The sequence below is a fragment of the Kitasatospora sp. NPDC059747 genome (assembly GCF_042732955.1).
Taxonomy (GTDB): Bacteria; Actinomycetota; Actinomycetes; order Streptomycetales; family Streptomycetaceae; genus Kitasatospora.
In genome coordinates this window covers 14,722-32,175 of sequence record NZ_JBHWGV010000080.1, presented here as the reverse complement: position 1 = coordinate 32,175, position 17,454 = coordinate 14,722, and the positions used below count along the sequence as shown (strand labels likewise).

General features: G+C 73.3%; 16 protein-coding genes and 1 pseudogene. 8 read left to right on the top strand and 9 right to left on the bottom strand.

Going from position 1 to position 17,454, the window contains the following annotated elements; all coding sequences use genetic code 11:
• Nucleotides 1-72: 72 nt before the first annotated feature.
• The 4 genes and pseudogenes from ACFV4G_RS29455 to ACFV4G_RS29440 all read right to left on the bottom strand — a co-directional run.
• Nucleotides 73-2,409: pseudogene (locus ACFV4G_RS29455) on the bottom strand (TIM-barrel domain-containing protein); the annotation flags it as partial.
• Between the two features lie 417 nt (nt 2,410-2,826).
• Complete coding sequence (locus ACFV4G_RS29450; protein ID WP_380445149.1) at nt 2,827-3,669, bottom strand: ketose-bisphosphate aldolase; 843 nt, start codon at nt 3,667-3,669, stop codon at nt 2,827-2,829.
• Between the two features lie 151 nt (nt 3,670-3,820).
• A complete protein-coding gene (locus ACFV4G_RS29445; RefSeq protein WP_380445148.1) occupies nt 3,821-4,732 on the bottom strand; it encodes an ROK family protein in 912 nt (303 codons plus the stop codon).
• Nucleotides 4,729-5,580: an SIS domain-containing protein gene (locus ACFV4G_RS29440; RefSeq protein WP_380445162.1), complete on the bottom strand. Its 852-nt coding sequence runs from the start codon at nt 5,578-5,580 to the stop codon at nt 4,729-4,731. The genes ACFV4G_RS29445 and ACFV4G_RS29440 overlap by 4 nt, the downstream gene beginning before the upstream one ends.
• Nucleotides 5,581-5,956: 376 nt before the next feature.
• Between ACFV4G_RS29440 and ACFV4G_RS29435 the strand changes: the two genes are divergently transcribed.
• The 3 genes from ACFV4G_RS29435 to ACFV4G_RS29425 are packed head-to-tail and all read left to right on the top strand — an operon-like array spanning nt 5,957 to nt 8,951.
• Nucleotides 5,957-7,216, top strand: a complete 1,260-nt coding sequence (locus ACFV4G_RS29435; protein WP_380445147.1) for an extracellular solute-binding protein — start codon at nt 5,957-5,959, stop codon at nt 7,214-7,216.
• Nucleotides 7,213-8,133 (top strand): carbohydrate ABC transporter permease, encoded by a 921-nt coding sequence (locus ACFV4G_RS29430; protein WP_380445146.1) that lies wholly within the window; start codon nt 7,213-7,215, stop codon nt 8,131-8,133. The genes ACFV4G_RS29435 and ACFV4G_RS29430 overlap by 4 nt, the downstream gene beginning before the upstream one ends.
• Nucleotides 8,109-8,951, top strand: coding sequence for a carbohydrate ABC transporter permease (locus ACFV4G_RS29425; RefSeq protein WP_380445161.1), 843 nt, complete (start codon nt 8,109-8,111; stop codon nt 8,949-8,951). Before ACFV4G_RS29430 ends, ACFV4G_RS29425 begins: the two co-directional genes overlap by 25 nt.
• 18 nt (nt 8,952-8,969) lie before the next feature.
• Here ACFV4G_RS29425 and ACFV4G_RS29420 read toward each other — a convergent pair whose 3' ends face one another.
• Nucleotides 8,970-9,728, bottom strand: a complete 759-nt coding sequence (locus tag ACFV4G_RS29420; protein ID WP_380445145.1) for a DeoR/GlpR family DNA-binding transcription regulator — start codon at nt 9,726-9,728, stop codon at nt 8,970-8,972.
• A gap of 148 nt (nt 9,729-9,876) precedes the next feature.
• The gene (locus tag ACFV4G_RS29415; RefSeq protein WP_380445144.1) at nt 9,877-10,026 is read right to left on the bottom strand and encodes a hypothetical protein; all 150 of its coding nucleotides are present in this window, start codon (nt 10,024-10,026) and stop codon (nt 9,877-9,879) included.
• A gap of 135 nt (nt 10,027-10,161) precedes the next feature.
• On the opposite strand from ACFV4G_RS29415, the gene ACFV4G_RS29410 reads away from it, so the two are divergent.
• On the top strand, nt 10,162-11,418 hold the full coding sequence (locus tag ACFV4G_RS29410) for a hypothetical protein (RefSeq protein WP_380445143.1): 1,257 nt from the start codon (nt 10,162-10,164) through the stop codon (nt 11,416-11,418).
• A 47-nt stretch (nt 11,419-11,465) separates the two neighbouring features.
• On the opposite strand, the gene ACFV4G_RS29405 is transcribed toward ACFV4G_RS29410, so the two are convergent.
• Entirely contained in the window at nt 11,466-12,224 is a 759-nt protein-coding gene (locus tag ACFV4G_RS29405) for a maleylpyruvate isomerase family mycothiol-dependent enzyme (RefSeq protein WP_380445142.1), read from the bottom strand.
• Nucleotides 12,225-12,269: 45 nt separating this feature from the next.
• On the bottom strand, nt 12,270-13,607 hold the full coding sequence (locus ACFV4G_RS29400; protein WP_380445141.1) for an aldehyde dehydrogenase family protein: 1,338 nt from the start codon (nt 13,605-13,607) through the stop codon (nt 12,270-12,272).
• A gap of 180 nt (nt 13,608-13,787) precedes the next feature.
• Here ACFV4G_RS29400 and ACFV4G_RS29395 point away from each other — a divergent pair, with 180 nt between their 5' ends.
• The 3 genes from ACFV4G_RS29395 to ACFV4G_RS29385 all read left to right on the top strand — a co-directional run bounded on the left by ACFV4G_RS29395 (nt 13,788) and on the right by ACFV4G_RS29385 (nt 15,525).
• Nucleotides 13,788-14,444, top strand: a complete 657-nt coding sequence (locus ACFV4G_RS29395; protein WP_380445140.1) for a TetR/AcrR family transcriptional regulator — start codon at nt 13,788-13,790, stop codon at nt 14,442-14,444.
• A 119-nt stretch (nt 14,445-14,563) separates the two neighbouring features.
• Nucleotides 14,564-14,758 (top strand): DUF1918 domain-containing protein, encoded by a 195-nt coding sequence (locus ACFV4G_RS29390; RefSeq protein ID WP_359959525.1) that lies wholly within the window; start codon nt 14,564-14,566, stop codon nt 14,756-14,758.
• Between the two features lie 50 nt (nt 14,759-14,808).
• Entirely contained in the window at nt 14,809-15,525 is a 717-nt protein-coding gene (locus ACFV4G_RS29385) for a DedA family protein (protein ID WP_380445139.1), read from the top strand.
• On the opposite strand, the gene ACFV4G_RS29380 is transcribed toward ACFV4G_RS29385, so the two are convergent.
• A complete protein-coding gene (locus tag ACFV4G_RS29380; protein WP_380445138.1) occupies nt 15,522-16,262 on the bottom strand; it encodes a PIG-L deacetylase family protein in 741 nt (246 codons plus the stop codon). The genes ACFV4G_RS29385 and ACFV4G_RS29380 overlap by 4 nt on opposite strands.
• A 170-nt stretch (nt 16,263-16,432) precedes the next feature.
• On the opposite strand from ACFV4G_RS29380, the gene ACFV4G_RS29375 reads away from it, so the two are divergent.
• Complete coding sequence (locus ACFV4G_RS29375; protein ID WP_380445137.1) at nt 16,433-17,452, top strand: zinc-binding dehydrogenase; 1,020 nt, start codon at nt 16,433-16,435, stop codon at nt 17,450-17,452.
• Nucleotides 17,453-17,454 lie beyond the last annotated feature (2 nt).

The following is a 17,454-nucleotide window of genomic DNA, read 5'->3' as shown; positions in this document are numbered from 1 at the left end:
CCACGCGGGGGGGGGGGCGGCGCCCCGCACCCCCCCCCCCCCCCCCGGCTCAGCCCGGCTCGACCAGGCTCAGCCCGCCAGCGGTCCGGCTCCCGCCAGGAGCAGCGAGAAGCCCGAGTCCGTCGGCTGCTGCGGCGTCTTCACGTGCACCACGCCCGCCGCCGCGTCGTAGAACCACCCCGCGCCCGCCGCGTCCAGCCCGGCCTGCGAGGAGTAGCCGTCCAGCGGCTCGTGGTCCAGGAGCACCGCGCCCGGCCCGGCCCCGGCGTGGACGGTGAACTCGTAGGCGCGCGCGGCCGGCTTGCCCGTGTAGTCGCCCACGCTCGGGCCCACGTCCACGGTGGTCACGCCGTGCCCGCGCCCGACCGAGCGGACCGACACCTCCTGGGTGGCACCCGCGCCCTGCTCGTGCGCGCGCGTCGTGCCGTCGTCCTCGTAGAGCGTGAAGGAGGACTCGCCGCCCTTGGCGTAGACGTCGTAGGAGAGCCGGCCGGTGTCGCGGGTCTGCCACGACAGCGTGCCCTGCGGCCACATCGGCACGACGGCTCCGGCCCGGACGAACAGCGGCAGGGTGTCCAGCGGCGCCTGGTAGCCGTTGACCGTGGTCGGGCCCTCGTACGTCTTGCCCGTCCAGTAGTCCACCCACGTGCCCTTCGGCAGGTAGATGCCGTTGCGGACGGACGAGTTGTCGTACACCGGCGCGACGAGGAAGTCGCTGCCGCTCATGAACTCGTACTTCGCCGCGTCGCCCCACGTGTTCGGGTCGTCCGGGTACTCCAGCACGAGCGGCCGCACCGCGCCGACGCCCGTGCGGTGCGCCTCCTCGGCGAGCGTGTAGAAGTACGGCAGCAGGCGCTCCTTGAGCTGGAGGTAGCGCCGGTTGACCGAGGTGTACGGCTCGCCCGCCCGCCACGGCTGCTTGTCGGCGGCCGCCCAGCCGTCCATGGTCATGATGGCCGGGACGAAGGTCTTCCATTCCAGGTCCCGGGTCTCCACCTTCGGGTCGCTGCCGAAGATGCCGCCCACGTCACCGGTGTTGTACGCGATGCCGGACATGGCCGCGCCCGCGTACGTCGGGATCTGCCAGCGCACGTAGTCGTACGTGCCCTTCTGGTCGCCGCTCCACAGCACGCCGCAGCGCTGTGCGCCGGCCCAGGAGACGGGGAGCCAGACGAAGCCGCGGGCGTCGCTGTTCTGCTCGATGCCGTCCTTGGCCTTCAGACAGCCGTCCAGCGCGAACTTGTAGCCGGGGCCGACCCAGGCGACGTCCAGCTTGCGCACCCGCACGCCCGCCTTGACCTCCTCGCCCTGGTTGGGCAGGCCGGTCGACGTCCACAGGCCCAGCTGCATCTGGTGGTCGCGCAGGCCCTGGCCGGTCTGCTGGAGGTTCTCGTAGCCGCAGCCGTAGCCGTCGTTGACGAGCATCCAGCCGAGCGGCTGCTGGTTGGCGGTGTAGCCGTCGGCGACCTTGAGGGCGTCCAGGGTGTGCCGCTCGCCGCGGTTGGCGTTGTGCAGGTAGCAGTCGGAGTCGCCCGGTTCGAGGCCGTAGACGGGCGGCATGAAGGGCTTGCCGACGAGGTCGGTGTAGGCGCCGATGATGTTCTTGAGGTCCGGGCCGTAGAAGTAGTAGCCGTCGAAGCGGCGTTCGCGCTCGGACGTCTGCACCGGGTCACCGAAGGTGTACGTGCCGGGGGCGTAGGTGTGGCGGAAGACGCCGTAGCCGGCCGAAGAGAGGTAGAAGGGCTGGGAGTTGTTGAACCCGCCCTCGTTCCAGTTGTAGTCGTTGGCGACGTGGACGGTCCTGCCCCGGTGGGAGAACGAACCGTTCTGCTCGCCCGCGCCGTAGAACTGCTCCTGCGGCCCGCGGGCGAGGGTCTGCTGCATCGCGTCCTGGGTCCAGGTGAGGCCGCGGGTCTCCTCCCAGACGCGCTTGGTGTCGTCGTCGGTGTAGAGCGCGAAGCGCAGCGGCTGCTTGTACGCGCGCAGGGTGAGGTGCGCGGAGCTGATCGCGTAGTAGTCGCCCTCGTCGCGCTCCTCGACCGTCTTGAGGGTGGGCGGAGTCGTCGCGATCATCTCCCCGACGGGCGGGGCCGTGAAGGTGCCGTCCGGGCTGAACTGCAGGCGGAAGGCGTCCTCGGTGGTGAAGTCCACGCGGGCGCGGGCCGTCGCGCCCGCCTGGATCAGGTAGCCGTCGCCGTCCCGGACGATGCCGGTCGCGTCGCCGGCGGTGGTGGGCTCGGGGAGCAGCGCGGTCGCGGTGTAGGAGGAGTTCTTGACGGAGTAGGGCACCACCAGCACCTGGTAGGTGCCCGACGCGTCCGGGATCACGGCGGTGGTGGGGACGGCGCCGGTCTGGTTCTCGGCGACCTTGCGGCCCGCGCCGTCGTAGACGTAGAGGTCGAACTCCATGGTCGGGTCGGGCCAGCTGATCGAGACCGGCACGCCGCCGTCGGGGTGGCCCTGCCAGTAGCCGGGCGGGACGTCGACGGTGATCGAGAAGCGGTCGCAGACCTTGCCGTCCGGGTCGGCGGCGGCGCTCGGGCAGTGCGCGGGGTCGGGCACGGCGCCGTTGGCGTAGGTGGGGCTCTGCCAGGTCACCGTGCGGTGGCCGGGCGAGAGCGTGCCCGCCGACGGCGTCGCGGCGCGGGCCGCGGGGACGGCGCCGAGCAGCGCGCACAGCAGCGCGAGCACGGTGGTCAGGACGCCTCGGGGGTGCGGGCGGCGTAAGCGGTGGCGCATGGACGGCATGGGGCGTGTCACCTTCCGTTCGTCGGGGGGCGTCTCGTCGGGGGGCGTCTGTGTTGGCCGCCCGTCCGCTCACCGTCCTCAGGAAGGGTTCGCCCGGAGGACGGTGAGCAGGCGGGCGACCTCGGCGGCCGTCGCGGCGCGGCCGGCCCCGAGGTAGCGGCGGGTGTCCACGAGCCGCACGTCGTCCGCGAGGGCGCGCCGGACGGAGGCGGTGAACACCCGGTTGAGCTGGGTGGCGATGTTGACCTTCGTGATGCCGTGCTCGACGGCCCGGGTCAGGTCCTCGTCCGCGACGCCCGAGGACCCGTGCAGCACGAGCGGCACCGGCACGGCCTCGCGCAGCCGCGCGATGAGGGCGAAGTCGAGGACGGCGTCCCGGGTGGCCATCGCGTGCGAGGAGCCGACGGCGACGGCCAGCGCGTCGACGCCCGTCCCGGCGGCGAAGTCGGCCGCCTCGTCCGGATCGGTGCGCACCCCCAGCGCGTGGACGCCGTCCTTGCCGCCGATCTCCCCCAGCTCCGCCTCCACCCAGACCCCGGCCGCGTGACAGCGGGCCACGACCTCGGCCGTCCGGCGGAGGTTGTCGGCGTGGGCGAGCGCGGAGGCGTCGAACATGACCGAGGAGAAGCCCAGGTCGACGGCCTCGGCGACGAGTCCGGCGGACGTCGCGTGGTCGAGGTGGACGGCCACGGGAACGGTCGCCCGCCGCGCGAGCGCGAGCGTCGCGGCGGCGACCGGCGCGAGGGCGCCGTGGTAGCGGACGGCGTTCTCGCTGAGCTGGAGGATCACCGGCGCCCCGACCGCCTCGGCCCCCGTCACGATGGCCTGCGCGTGCTCCAGCTGGATGACGTTGAACGCCCCGACCCCCCGGCCGTAGGCGACGGCGGGGGCGACGATGGCACCGGTACCGGTCAGGGGCATCGAGGACTCCTCGGGTCGGGGTGGCGGGGGCGGGGGCGGGGGCGGGCGACACCGGCTCCGCAGCGGCCGATCGGACACTCGCGCAGCGCGGGAAGTCGAATCGGCCGACTTCCCGCGCACGCGCCCTCGACGCCCGCGCCCTCCACGCCCGTCACGTCCCCGTCTCCGCCGCCAGTTCGCGGGCCAGGAGGGCTGCGCCCTGGCAGCCGGCGCGGGGGCCCAGTTCGGCGGGGACGATCTCGGGGACGGTCTGGAACGTCAGGCGGGCCGCGAGGGCGGTCCGGAGCGGGGCCAGGTGGAGTTCGCCCGCTTCGGCGAGGCCGCCGCCGATCACGATGCGCTCGGGGTCGAGCAGGGTGACGGCGGCGGCGAGGCCTTCCGCGAGGGCGTCGACGGCCTCGCGCCAGACGGTGACCGCCGCGAAGTCGCCGGTGCGGGCGCGTTCGGCGACCTCCTTGGCGTCCGTCCCGGTGCGGCCGGTCCTGCGGGTGTAGCGGCGGGCGATCGCGGCGGCCGACGCGACCGTCTCCAGGCAGCCCCGGCCGCCGCACCCGCACGGTTCGCCGGCGGCGAGTTCCACCGGGAGGTGGCCGAGTTCACCGGCCTTGGCGTGGCTGCCGGTCAGCGGGCGGCCGTCGACGACCAGGGCCGCCGCGACGCCGGTGCCGACCGGGACGAACAGGAAGTTGCCGCTGCCCCGGCCGGCTCCCAGGCGGGCTTCGGCGAGGCCGCCGGCCCGGACGTCGTGGGCGAGGGCGACGGGGACGCCGAGTTCCTCCGCGAGCCGGTCGCGGACGGGCAGCCGGTGCCAGCCGAGGTTCGCGGCGAGCACCGACCGGCCGGCCGGCTCGTCGACGATGCCGGGGATCGCGACGCCGGCCGCCACCGGGCGGTAGTGGTCGGCGAGTTCGCGGGCGGTGGCGAGCACCGTCGCGAGTACTGCCTCCGGGCCGTGCTCGGCGCCGGTGGGGCGGCGGGTGGCGGCCCGCAGGCGGCCGTCCGGGCCGGCCGCGCCGCCCTTGACCCAGGTGCCGCCGACGTCGAGCGCGATGACCGTGGTCACGGCCGGGTGAGGACGATCGACCGGGTGAGGTGGCGCGGCCGGTCGGGGTCGAGGCCGCGGGCCTTGGCGAGTTCGACGGCGAGCCGCTGGGCGCGGATCAGGTCGGCGAGCGGGTCCAGGCCGGTGACGGAGGTGGTCGCGCCGATCTCGCGGACCTGGTCGAGGAGCCCGGTCGGCGGCTCGCCGAAGAACCAGACGACGGTGTCCGGCGCGGTGACGCTGATCGGGCCGTGCCGGTACTCCATCGCCGGGTAGGACTCCGTCCACGAGCCGGAGGCCTCGCGCAGCTTCAGCGCCGCCTCGTGTGCGAGACCGGCGGTCCAGCCGGTGCCGAGGAAGGTGAACTGCCGTGCGTCGAGGGCACCTTCGGGCAGGTCGGCGGCCAGCGCCCGTTCGGCCTGGGCGGGCAGGTCGGCCGGGGCGTGGCCGAGCCGGGCGCGCAGCAGGGCGAGGGTGGTGGTGGCGAAGCGCGTCTGGACCACCGACTCCTCATCCGCGAAGGCCAGGTCGACGACGGTGTCGGCGACGGCGCTGATCGGGGTCGTGGGGTCGCCGGTGATCGCGGTGCGGGGTGTGCGGTCGGCGCGCGCGAGCGCGGTCAGCACCTCGGTGGTGGTTCCGGAGCGGCTGAGGGCGAGGAGCCGGTCGTAGCGGCGGTCGGCCGGGTACTCGGAGGCCGGGAAGGCGTCCGTCTCGCCGTGGCCGGCGGCCTCGCGCAGCGCCGCGTAGGCCTGGGCGACGTAGAGCGAGGTGCCGCAGCCGATGACGGCCACCCGCTCGCCCGGTTCGGGCAGCCCGGCCGGGTCCAGTTCCGACGCCCGCCGCCAGCAGTCCGGCTGATCCGCGATCTCACGCTCGACGTGACTCCGATTGACGTGACTCCGGTTGACGTGACTCCGGTTGACGTGACTCTGGTTGACGTGACTCACAAGGGCCTCCCCGCCTACGGCGCCAACAGCTCCCACGGCACTTCTGCTCAAATCTGCCGCACTTCACGCCCAACAGATCAAGATTGAGCAACCGGCGGCGAGGCTACACGCAGTTCCAGTCACACGGAAGGGTGCCTTCTCGCCACGGCCCGTACGGCAACACTTCGATAACGCGCCCGTCATGGCCATCGCCAACGGGGCACACTCTGGGCACGCTACTGATCGAACTTGATTGGTGATCTGCGCGATCGCACAACTTCACGCAGTTCGTAGACTCGCAAAGGCGGTCCTGCACATGAAGCGGCCTCTCCTCGCCCTGTCGGCGGCCACCCTGGCCGGCACGCTCGCCCTGTCGGCGTGCAGCAAGGGCTCCGGCTCCGGCGGCACGTCCGCCGACGGCGTCACCACGATCCGGTTCGTCGCCGCCGACTACGGCTCCAACGGGCAGAACCCGAGCCAGGCGTACTGGCAGGGCGTCATATCCGCGTTCGAGCAGCAGAACCCCAAGGTCAGGGTGGACCTCCAGGTCATCAACTGGAACGACCTCGACACCCAGGTCAAGACCATGGTCCAGAACGGGAACCAGCCCGACCTCCTGCAGACCGGCGGCTACGCCGACTACGCGAAGAACGGCATGCTCTACCCGGCGGGCGACGTCCTCTCCGCCGCCACCGCCGACGACTTCGTCCCGGCCCTCGCGAAGGCCGGCGTGCAGGACGGCACCCAGTACGGCGTCCCGTTCGTCTCCAGCGCCCGGATGTTCCTGATCAACAACGCGCTCTTCCGCAAGGCCGGTCTCGACCCCGCCAATCCGCCGAAGACCTGGGACGACGTCACCGCCGCCGCGACCGCCCTCAAGAAGGCGGGCGTCGAGGTGCCGCTCGGGGTGCCGCTCGGCAAGGAGGAGGCGCAGGGCGAGTCGTTCATCTGGATGCTCGGCAACCACGGCGGCTACCAGGACGCGGGCTGCAAGTACGCCATCAACTCCCCCGCCAACGTGGCCACGTTCACCCAGCTGAAGTCCTGGGTCGACGCGGGCCTGACCGAGCAGAGCCCGGCGGCCGTCAACCGCACCGACCTCACCAAGGACTTCGCGTCCGGCAAGGTCGGCATGCTCAACGGCATCCCCACCCTGCTGGGCGACGTCAAGACCATGGACGTCAGCTGGACCGCGATGCCCGGGAAGGACGGCGCGAGCCCGTCCACGCTCGGGGTGGCCGACTGGGTCATGGCCTTCAAGAAGGGCGGCCACAAGGAGCAGGTCAAGGCCTTCCTCGACTTCGCCTACGCCAAGGACAACGCGGTGAAGTTCGCCAAGGAGTACAGCCTGCTGCCGGTCACGAAGTCCGCGCTCACCGCCCTCCAGGCCGACCCCGACGAGCAGGCGCTCGCGCCCTTCCTGCGCATCCTGCCGACCGCCACCTTCTACCCGCTCAGCGACCCGACCTGGCCGGGCGTCTCGGCCCAGGTCAAGACGCAGATCGGCACCGCCGTCAGCGACCCGAAGAAGGCGCTGGACGCGCTCCAGCAGGCCGCCGTCCAGGCCGGCCAGTGACCGTGCCGCACCCACCGCGCCGCCGGGACCCGCTGCGCCACCGGGACCCCCTGCGCCGTCTCGGCCCGGTGCCGTGGATCGCGCCCGCCGTCCTGCTGATCCTCGCCGTGGTCGTCTGGCCGGTGGTGGAGATGGTCCGCACCTCGCTGCGGCGCATCGACACCACCGGCACCGACCACGGCGCGGCCGGCCTGGCCAAGTACCGCAAACTGTTCGCCGACCCGCGCCTGCCCGACGTGCTCGGCTGGACGGTGCTCTGGACGGTCGCCGTCGTCGGCCTGACCATGCTGCTCTCCCTCGCCCTCGCCCAGCTCTTCAACCAGGAATTCCCCGGCCGACGGATCACCCGCTGGGCCCTCATCGCCCCCTGGGCCGCCTCCGTCCTCATGACCGCGATCGGCTTCCGCTGGATGCTCGACCAGGTCGCCGGCGTCCTCAACCGCCTCCTGCTCGACCTCGGCCTCATCGACCACCCACAAGCCTGGCTCGGCGACGCCACCCACGCCAAACCCTGGCTCATCGCCGTCGCGGTCTTCGTCTCCCTCCCCTTCACCACCTACACCCTCCTCGCCGGCCTCCAGACCATCCCCACCGAGGTCTACGAAGCCGCCCGCGTCGACGGCGCCACCCCCCGACAGACCTACCGACTCGTCACCCTGCCCCTGCTGCGCCCGGCCTTCCTCGTCGCCCTCGTCGTCAACCTCATCAACGTCTTCAACTCCTTCCCCGTCATCTGGGGCATGACCCAGGGCGGACCCAACGCCGACACCGCCACCACCACCGTGTTCATGTACATGCTGCGCGGCTACGACGTCGCCGAATCCGCCGCCATGTCCGTCGTCAACTTCGCCGCCGTCATCGTCATGGTGCTGCTCTTCCTCAAGGTCAGCCGCTGGAACGAGGAGCAGGGCCAGTGAAACGCTTCGACCCCCGTACCCTGCTGCCGGCCGCCGCCGCCTGGGCGCTGGCAGCGCTGTTCCTGCTGCCGTACCTGGAGATGCTCGTCACGGCGGGCCGCCCGGCCGGCGAGCTGCGCGACAACGGCTACCTGCCGGGCCGCTTCGACTGGTCGTCGTTCACCGCGGTGTGGCGGGACACGACACTCGGCCAGAACCTCCAGGTGACCCTGGTGGTCGCGGGCGGCTCGACGCTGCTGGTGCTGCTGGTCGCACTGCCCGCCGCGTACTACACGGCGCGGGTCCGCTTCCGGGGGCGCCGGGCGTTCCTGCTGCTGGTGCTCGTCACGCAGATGTTCCAGCCGACGGCGCTCCAGGTGGGCCTCTACCGGGAGTTCTACGCGCTCGACCTGCTGGACACGGTCCTCGTGCTGGTGCTCGCCAACGCCGCGTTCAACCTGGCGTTCGCGATCTGGATCCTGAGCGCCTACATCGCCGCGATCCCGGTGGAGCTGGAGGAGGCGGCCCGGATCGACGGCACCGGGCGGCTGGGCGCGCTGTGGCGCGTCACGCTGCCGCTGGCGCTGCCGGGGGTGGTGACGGCGGTGATCTTCACGTTCATCGCGGCCTGGAACGAGTTCATCATGGGCCTGACCCTGACGACCTCCCCGGACCGGCAGCCGCTGACCGTCGGCATCAACAACATGATCGGCGCCTACAGCGTGCAGTGGAACCAGGTGTTCGCCGCGTCGCTCGTCGCGATCGTGCCCGTCGTCGTCCTGTTCGCGGTGATCGAACGGCACGTCGTCTCGGGCCTGACCGCCGGCTCCGTCAAGTAGCTTCTCCAGGATAGGTGTTCAGACCCGCTGGACGCGCACCCCGCAGTCCGCGATGGCCTTCTCCTGGGCGTCCGTCATGCCGGTGTCCGTCACGATGTCGTGCACCTCGGCGAGCGGGCAGATCGACGCGAAGGTGACCCGGCCGACCTTGGTGCTGTCCGCCAGGACCACCGACCGCGCGCTGCCGCGCAGGAACGCGCGGTCGGTCTGGGCCTCCATCTCGTCGTGCGTCGTGCAGCCCTCGTGCGGGGTGAGGCCGTCGACGCCGACGAACGAGACGTCGAAGTGGTAGTGGGAGAGCATCCGTTCGGCCGCCGGGCCGATCAGCTCGTAGCTCGCCGAGCGGGCGATGCCGCCGATCACCACCAGGCGGATCTCGGGGCGGACGATGAGCTCGGCCGCGACGTTGACGGCGTTGGTCACGACGGTGACGCCGCCGCGCTCGGCCAGCACCCGGGCCAGCTCGCTCGTCGTCGTGCCGCCGGTGAGGCCCACGACCGCGCCCTCGGGCACGAGTTCGGCCGCGGCGCGGGCGATCCGGCGCTTCTCCTCCTGCTGCTTCTCGCTGCGGTGCCGCAGCGGCAGTTCGAGGTTGACCGCCCCGGTGACGGCCCCGCCGCGGGTGCGGTGCAGCAGACCCTGGTCGTGCAGCTCCTGGAGGTCCCGGCGGACCGTGGCCCCCGACACCCCGAGCAGCCCGGCGAGCGCGTGCACGTCCGCGCTTCCCGCCTCCGAGATGTGGGACAGGATCCGTGCGGCGCGATCAGCTTTGAGCATGACCGGAGTGTAGCCCCGGGGCACGACACCTGCGCAGCCCTGGGCGATTCCCGAACGACCGGCCGGACAGCCCGGGATCGCGACCTGCGCGAAGCTGCGCAATTTGCCATGGACTGATCAATATCGAGCACGGCGGGACGTCCGTCCACTACCTGCGGAGCGCCAGCCACCCGGCCGTCACGCTGACCGCGGGTCCGAGCAGCAGGACCAGCCGGCGCGGGCGGGACTGGAGGGTCAGGCGGAAGCCTCCTACCCGGAACTCCAGGAACGGGCGCGGGGAACGTCGCTTTCGGCGCACTCGAATCTCCGTAGACGGTACCAACGGGGGACGGTCCCATCACAATGGCCAGCACGGTGGTTGCGTCAGGTCGCAACGGCATCGTGCGTCGGCCCGACGCAAGATGCCGGCCGCACAACATGGAGGAGGCACGGCGTGACGCGGGAGCAGATGCCCGCACCACGGGGGTTGTCCCCGCTGGACGAACGGCTGTCGGAGCCGGAGCGGCGCTGTGCGCAGCGTCTGCGGGAGTTGCGGGGACGCATCGGGCTCTCGTCGGAGGAACTGGCCGGGCGGCTGAGCGGCGACGGACTGCGGGTCGACCGGACCCGCCTGTCGAAGTTCTTCAACGGCCGTGAGGTGCCCCGCCGGGAGCTCGCCGCGCGGCTCCACGAGCTGATCGCCGAGCAGGAGGGCACCTGCGTCTCCCCCGAGGAGGTCGCGGCGACCCGGGCGTTGATGTACGCGGCGGCCCGCGCGCGAAGCCCGCTCCAGGCCCGCGAGTTCGAGCTCGCCGACGCGCGTGAGGACCTCGACCTGCACCGCGCCCGGGCGCTCCGGGAGATGGACGGCCTCCAGCAGGAGCTCCGGGACGAACGCGAGCTCCGGCGGAACGCGGAGGAGGCCCTGGAACACCTGACCTCCCGGAGCCGGGAGGAAGTCCGCGGGTTGACCGAGCAGCGGGACGCCGCTCTCGACCGCATCGCACAGCTGGAGGACCAGATCCGCCAGGCCGGAGCCGTCCTGCGCCTGCGCGAGGTGTACGCCCGGACCCTCGACGAGCTCACGCGCGCGACGAACGCCGAGCTCGAACTGCGGGAGAGGGGCGGCACGGGCGATCTGACGGGCATGTGCGAGGCGGTCTCCTACCTGCGGGACGCCGACCAGGACGAGGCCGCGGACAACCTCATCGAGCAGGTCGCGCTCGGCCACCCGGTCCGCGACGTCATGGCCCTCGCCCGGGAGTTCAGGGACCGACGCCGCCTGCACGACGGGATCACGGTCGAGTACGCCCTCGCCTGCGTGCGCCGGCCGATCGACCTCTTCCGCTGGATCGCCGACCAGGACGAGCCGAGCGGGGAGCGGTCGGGCCTCCTGACCGCCATGGCCAGCTCCGCGCCCGTCGGGCACCTCGTCCGGTTCCACAAGGCTTGCGAGGAGCACGGGAACGCGGGTCTGGGCATCGATCTGCTCCGGGCGATGGCCCGGAATCAACGGACGGTCCCCGAGGACGACGACGGCGACGACGACTTCTGGACGACGGACCTCCGGAACCGCCTCGCGGGCTACCTGCAGGCGGCCGCCGAGGCGGAGCAGCCGGCGGCCGGGCCGGAGCAGGCGTCGACCGGGGCGGAGCAGCCGGCCGCCGTGCCGGCCGTGCCGGACGGGCCGATGAGCGGCGCGAACGCCTGAGGCGACCGGCGGTGGGGTCCGCCGACCGGCGGACCCCACCTGGCCGGTCAGAAGGCCGAGTTGGCGAACCAGAGCGCGAGCAGTGCCTCGTCGCCCGCGACGGCGACGCCCTCCGAGGCGCGGTCGACCCGGCCGTACAGGAGGAGCAGCAGGTCGGCGGCGGTGGCGGAGACGGTCGCGTCGGCCGGGACGTGCGCGGCGTCGCGGTCGAGGCCGAAGCCGTCGGGGCGGAGGCGGACGAGCCAGGTGCCGTCGCCGTCGGTGCGGGCGAAGCGGATGGTGCGGTCCTCGGCGCGGAGCTCGGCGGTGCCCGGGGCGAAGAAGGCCGCGTACGGCAGGTTGGTGAGGAACTCGTCGACGCCGTCGGCGGCGAGCTCCGGGGCGATGTCCGCCTTGCCGCCGAGGGCGAGCTCGGCGTCGACGCGGTGGACGAGGGTCTCGAACAGCATCCGGCGCACCCAGAAGCGGGCGTGCTGGTCGGCGCCCCAGGCCCACATCGGGGCGTCGAGGTCGGTCGCCGCGAAGGCCTCGCCTGCCTCGGCCGCCGCGTCGGCCAGCCAGTCGGGGAACGCCTCGGCCCGCCCGGGCAGCTTGAGGTCGACATCCCGGCTGGTGGGCCGCTCCTGGATCCGCTGCCGCAGCAGGACGGTGAACCAGCGCTGGACGCTGCCCGCGTGCTGGACGAGGTCGGCGAGGGTCCACCCGGGGGTGGTGGGCACCGGGGTGGCCGGGTCGGCGGCCCGCACGGCGCCGACGAAGCGGGCGGTCTCGGCGGCGACGGCGGCGCTGTGGTCGAGCGGGGTCATCGGTGTGGTCTCCAGGGAGGTGGAAGGGGTGAGGGGCTCAGGGGCTCAGACGAGGGGCTTGTCGACGACGGCCTTGAGGTGGCTGAACGTGTCGATCGAGTACTCGCCGTGGTAGCGGCCCATGCCGCTCCCGCCGACGCCGCCGAACGGCAGCTCGGGCATCGCCAGGTGCAGGACCGGCAGGCCGAAGTTGAGCGCGCCCGACGACGTCTCCTCGGCCAGGCGGCGCTTGGTCTCGGCCGACTCGGTGAAGGCGTACAGGGCGAGCGGCTTGTCGCGCTCGTTGATGAAGGCGATCGCCGCGTCCAGGTCGGGGACGGTGAGGACGGGCAGGATCGGGCCGAAGATCTCGTCCTGCATCACCGGGGCGGTGGGCTCGACGTCGGCGAGGACGGTCGGGGCGAGGTAGCGGGCCGCGCGGTCGTGGGCGCCGCCGGTGACCGTCCGGCCGTCGCCGAGGAACGCGGTGAGCCGATCGAAGTGGCGCTCGCTGACGATGCGCCCGTAGTGCTCGGCCGCGGCCGGGTCGTCGCCGTACAACTCGTGGACGGCGGCGGCGAGTTCCTTCTCCAGCTCGGCGGCGGTATCGCCGACGGCGAGCACGTAGTCCGGGGCGACGCAGGTCTGGCCGGCGTTGAGGAACTTGCCGCGGGCGATCCGGCGGGCGGTGACGGCGAGGTCCGCGCCGGGCTCGACCACGACCGGGCTCTTGCCGCCGAGTTCGAGGGTGACCGGGGTCAGGTGCCGGGCCGCGGCGGCCATGACGATGCGGCCGACGGTGCCGTTGCCGGTGTAGAAGATGTGGTCGAAGCGCTGCTCCAGCAGCGCGGTGGTCTCCGGAACGGCGCCCTCGACGACGGCGACGGTCTCGCCCAGGTAGCGCGGCAGCAGCTCGGCGATGGCCGCGGAGGTGGCCGGCGTGAGCTCGCTGGGCTTGACGACGGCGGTGTTCCCGGCGGCCAGGGCGCCGACCAGCGGCGACAGGGCCAGCTGGAGCGGGTAGTTCCACGGCGCGATGATCAGCACGACGCCCAGCGGGTCACGGACGACGGTGGCCTCGGCGGGCCGGAACGGCTCCGGGACGGCGGCCGGGCGCGGGCGCAGCCACTCGGCCAAGTGCGCGACGGTGTGGTCGAGTTCGTTGAGCGTGAAGCCGATCTCGCTGCGGTAGGACTCGGCGGCGCTCTTGCCGAGGTCGGCGCGGAGAGCCTCCTGGAACACCTCGGCCTGCTCGGTGAGCAGGGCGCGCAGGGCGGCGAGCCGGTCGAGGCGGTCGGCGAGCGGGCGGGTGCGGCCGGTGTCGAACGCGGCCCGCAGCCGGGCGACGGCGGCGGGGATGTCCTCGGCGGAGGCGTGGGCGGAGGGTCCGGACAGTGCGGTCATGGGGTTCTCGCGGTCCTTCGGGATGGCTTGCGCACATCGATGTTTCATCACTTGAAGCAATACCGACGCTAGACGTGAAAGGTTGAGTTTGTCAATCATTTCCCCGGGGCCCCGCGCGGGGTCCCGCCCCTCCCCCCGTTGATTCGCCCCCACCTGGCCGAATGCGGCACAGTGAGCCCTATGAGCGCGAACACGTGGAGTCACGTACCCCCCGGACGGCGCAAGCCCGTCCAGCAGCGCAGCCAGGAGCGGTACGGCCGCATCCTGGACGCCTGCGCCGGGCTGCTCGACGAGGTCGGCCCCACCGCGCTCACAACCAAGGAGGTCGCCGCCCGCGCCCAGGTGCCGATCGGCACCCTGTACCAGTTCTTCGCCGGCAAGGAGGACCTGCTCGCCGCGCTCGCGAGCCGCAACCTCGACCACTACCTCCAGCGCCTGGACGGCCGGCTCGCGCAGGCCGCCCCGGTCGGCCCGGCCCGCTTCACCGACCTCGCGGTGGAGGAGTTCGTCGCGATGAAGCGCGCCGTGCCCGGCTTCGGGCAGCTCGACTTCGGGCTCGCCGGCGCCGCCGTCCCGTCCGGTCTGCGCGACGAACGGCACCTGCTCGACGCGGGCGTGGACAACAACACCGCCGTCGCGCTGCGCCTGCAGGCGCTCGGCGGCGAGCTCTTCGCGGCGAGCGACCCGGCCGCCCTCACGCTCGCCCTGCGGGTGGCTCTGGAGGCCGCCGACGCGGTCCTCAAGCTGGCCTTCCGGGGCGACCCGGACGGGGACCCGGCGCTGATCTCCGAATGCAAGCGGTTGGTGCGCAGCTACCTGGCGGAGCAGCTCGCGTAGCACCACGCGGGCCCCGTCCCGTCCCGTCCGCCCGAGCCGTTGCGGGGCCGCTCACCGCGCAGCACAGTGGAAGGCAGACCGGCCGCCGACGCGGCCACCGCGACCCGAGGAGCAGACCCATGCACGCGGCAGTAGGTGACCAGCTCCACATCCACAGCAGGTCGGTGGGCATGACGGACCAGAAGGGCGAGATCATCGAGGTGCGCGGCACGAACGGCGAACCGCCGTACGTGGTGCGCTTCGAGGACGGCCACGAGGGACTCGTCTACCCGGGCCCCGACTGCAACATCGAACCCCGTCTGGCGGACCGCTGACCGACGCACCCGCCGCCCCGCCCCCGACCCGGGCGAGGTGGTGAGGAGCGGTGTCCACCCCCGCGACCCCGCTGCCCGGGGCACTGGCCGGGCTCGCGCCACTGCTGGACCACTACGGGTACCTGGCGGTGGCGCTGCTCGTGCTGCTCGACAACTGCGGCATCCCGGTGCCCGGGCAGACCATCCTCGTGCTCGCCTGCGTCTACGCCGGCACCGGGCACCTCGACTTCGCCGCCGTCCTGGTGATCGCCTTCGTCGCCGCAACGCTCGGCAACTCCCTCGGCTACCTGATCGGCAGCACCGGCGGGCGCGCGTTCGTCCACCGCTGGGGCCGGTACGTGCTGCTCACCCCCGCCCGGATGGAGCGCGCGGACGGCTTCTTCGCCGCGCACGGCGGGAAGGTCGTCGCGGTGGCCCGCTTCGTGGACGGGCTGCGCCAGACCAACGGCATCATCGCCGGGACCACCGAGATGCCCTGGCGGCGGTTCGCGGTCTTCAACGTCATCGGCGCGGCGCTGTGGACGGCCGCGTGGGGGACGTTCGGGTTCGTCGCCGGCGCCAACATCGGCACGGTGTACCGCACGGCGATCCGCTACCAGCTCTGGTTCGCGGTCGGGCTCGGGGTCCTCGTCGCCGCCCTCCTGGCGCGCCAGGTGGTGCGCTACCGGCGCCGGCGCCGCGAGGACGCCGAAGACGCCGAGGGCTCCGAGGGCTCCGAGGGCTCCGAGGGCACCGAGGACTCCGAGGACGGCACGAACGCGGACTAGCGCAGCGGAAACACCTCGAACGGCACGGCGAAGCGCACCCCGAGCCGGCTGCCCGCGCCCCGGCCGAAGCCCTCCAGGAACTCGCGCGGGTCCGCCATCGGGCCGCCCAGCCCGGCGAGGTACGCCTTGTGCTCCCGCAGCGAGGCGACGCCCAGGTCGAAGGTGTCCGTGGTGTCCACCGCGTGCCGGGCCTCCGGCGAGGCGGCCGCCCAGACCTGCCGGACGCCGTTCCACGGCTCGTACCCCTCCTCGGCCAGCTCGCGGAACACCCACCGGTTGCCCGCGTCCCGGACGGCGTCCAGGGTGGCCCGGCCGACCGCGACGTGGTCCGCCTGGTTGAGCATCGTCCCGCCGTACGTCTCGCGGAAGTTGCTCGTGATCACGATGTCCGGCCGGTGCCGGCGCACCGCGCGGGCGATGTCGCGGCGCAGCGGCAGCCCGTACTCCAGCACGCCGTCCGGGTGGCCGAGGAACTCGACGGTGTCGACGCCGACCACGGCCGCCGAGGCGATCTGCTCGGCCTCGCGCAGCGGCCCGCACTCCTCGGGGCCCATCGAGTCGATCCCGGCCTCGCCGCTCGTGACCATCACGTAGACCACCTTCTTGCCCTGCCCCGTCCAGCGGGCGACGGCGGCGGCCCCGCCGTACTCCATGTCGTCGGGGTGCGCGACGACGGCGAGCGCCGTCCCCCAGTCCTCGTCGACGGGCTCGAACGGCTCGGGCGCCTGCTCGTTCATGGCGGTACTGCCTCTCGGTGCGGCTCTGGATCTCGTACACGCGTTCCACGGCGACTCTAGAAGACGGCCCGTCAGAGCGCTTCCCGGGCTTGCCCCTGACCCGCACGTCAGGGTTTAGCGTCCCGGCACCGCGGCGGAGAGCCCGCCGCGCCCGCCCGAGGAGGCCCGCCATGGCCCTGCCCGCCACCACCCGCGTCGTCCGGCTGACCGCCGACCCCGCCGGACTGCCCGAGCCCGGGCACTTCGCCGTCGTCGAGGAGCCGCTGCCGGCCCCCGGACCGGGCGAGGTGCTGGTCCGCAACCGGGCCTTCCTGGTCTTCCCCGGCCTGCGCACCCTGATCGGCCGCGAGGCCGGCGGCCTGCCGCTGCCCCCGATCCGGCCCGGGGACGCGCTGTTCGGGCCGGCCCTCGGCGAGGTGCTGACCGCGCCCTCGGACGGCCCGCTGCGCCCGGGTGACCTGGTCACGCACATGCACGGCTGGCGGGAGCACGCGGTCGCGGACGCCACCGCGTTCACGCCCGTCGGCGCCGGCCTGCCGGACCCGGTCGCCCTGCTCTCCCCCGGCGTCGCGGCTTACGGCGGGCTGGCCCGCACGGCCGGGGTGCGGGAGGGCGACGTCGTACTGGTGACCGGCGCGGCGGGGGCGGTCGGCAGCCTGGCCGGCCGGGTGGCCCGGCTGCTCGGCGCGGCCCGGGTGATCGGCACCACCGGCTCGCCCGCCAAGGCCGCCCGGCTCACCGCCGAGTTCGGCTACGACGCCGTGCTGGTGCGCGGCGGGCGGCCGTTCGCGGAGCAGCTCGCCGGGGCCGCGCCGGACGGGATCGACGTGCTGCTGGACACGGTCGGCGGCGAGCAGCTGACGGCCGCCGCGGCGGCGGCCCGGCCGGGCGCGCGGTTCGCCCTGGTCGGGGCGCTGTCGGGGCAGCTCGCGCCGGACGGGCGGGGCGGCACCGCCCCGACGGTCCTGGACGGCCTCCCCTTGATCGTCAAGGGCGTGACGCTGCGCGGATTCCGGGGTGCCGACCACCCGGGCCTCGACGCCGAGTGGCGCGAGCGCTTCGGCGCCTGGCTGCGCGCGGGCCTCATCTCCTTCCCGCACACGCGGATCGCGGGCATCGATCGGGCGCCGGCGGCGTTGCGTCGGTTGATCGACGGGGACGCCTTCGGGGCCCTGATCGTCGAGCTCTAGGC